Origin of the sequence: Pseudoalteromonas sp. 31A1 (genome assembly GCF_011378815.1) — a bacterium.
Taxonomy (GTDB): domain Bacteria; phylum Pseudomonadota; class Gammaproteobacteria; order Enterobacterales; family Alteromonadaceae; genus Pseudoalteromonas; species Pseudoalteromonas arctica.
In genome coordinates, this window is the sequence record NZ_WTKY01000062.1 from 1 (window position 1) to 1,536 (window position 1,536).

Genomic DNA, 1,536 nt, shown 5'->3' on the forward strand with positions numbered 1-1,536 from the left:
ATCATAATAAAACTCCTGATTACTTTCGTAAAAGTACTGTTTTGATTTAACCAAGAGCCGTAACAAATTTATGTACAAGCCCCTTACTGATTAAGTTAACGGCAGGAAATAAAATACCTTTAGCTTTTATTTATAAATAATTACAAATTCATGTTAATAAATTTATAACTTTTTGATTAGCTTGTTATTAGGGGGTTAACTATGACACGAACTGCATTTAAGACTTTTTATTGCAACTACACGGGTGTAGAACAATAGTAGGGGAATTGCCGAAAACAATTAAGTAACGAAATATTTAGCCTTGTTACAATACAATCATCTGTCGTTAAATAAAGCCCATATTGAGCCGATTGGTGCAATATCAAAACCAAATAAAAAAGGAGATGACCAAAGTCATCTCCTTTTAAAATTATTATAAGTATTAGCTAAAATAGAGAAGTAGCTATTACCTTATTACTGTTAGCCTAATAGGCTAAGTGCAGTTTGCGGTAACTGGTTCGCTTGCGACAAGATTGATGTACCTGCTTGTTGCAATATCTGGTTCTTCGTCATCTCAGCGGTTTCTGTTGCAAAGTCAGTATCTTGAATACGACTACGTGATGCAGACACGTTCTCAGAAATATTCGCTAAGTTACTTATTGTATGGTCAAAACGATTTTGAACCGCACCTAGGCTTGCTCGTTGTGAGTCGATATTTGCGATCGCGTTATCAATAATTGCTAATGCGTCTTGCGAACCTGATTGACTTGTGATATCGACCGAGTCTACATCGGATAATGTACTAGTTACAGTAGCTGTAGCACTTGTAGCCAGTGAGGTTTTATCAGCTTTAACTGTAAATATTTCTGATGAATTTAATTGAATACCACCAGCTACAGTCGTAGAGTCATCAGTAGCAGCGCCACTTACAAGCGTAGCAACTGAACCATTTTTACCATCGTAGCTTTGACCTGTAACAACTATAGATCCTGCTGTAATAGCACCAGCTGCATCTGCGCTCTGATAATCTACTATTTCAATATCGTCACCCTGATCATTATTCAGAGTAAATACACCATTTTCAATTGATGCAGTTACACCGTGATCATCAGTGCCTGAGTTTATAGCTTCAGCCATTGCTTGCTGATCCGCAACTTTATCACCAGTGCTACTAAATGCTACTTTTTCATCATTTAACGTAAAACTGACTGTTTCATCCGCGGCAGATGTTGCAATTGTAACACCGGCGGTTGTTCTTGCTTGGGCTGTTACACCTGTATTAGATGTGTACTGATTAATAGCAGCTGCAGCTTCTTTTGCGCTTGCCCCAGCAGTAATATTAACAGTTGAAGCTGCATCACCTGTTCCAGATATTTCATAAGTACCCGCCTCAACACCATTTGTAGCTGCAACCGCAGCATCAGCAGGTGTAGCTCCACCAAAACCACCTACAGTACTTGCAGTCAAAGCTTGAAGATTTACTTGATTAGAGCCAATACTATCAGCAGCTACGCTTGAAAGTGATACATTAATCGTTTCGTTTGAATTTGAACCAAT

1 protein-coding gene is annotated in these 1,536 nt (G+C 38.2%); it reads right to left on the reverse strand.

Going from position 1 to position 1,536, the window contains the following annotated elements; all coding sequences use genetic code 11:
- Window positions 1-459 precede the first annotated feature (459 nt).
- On the reverse strand, window positions 460-1,536 hold a 1,077-nt coding region (locus tag GQR52_RS20305), incomplete at its 5' end, for a flagellin (protein ID WP_165729609.1).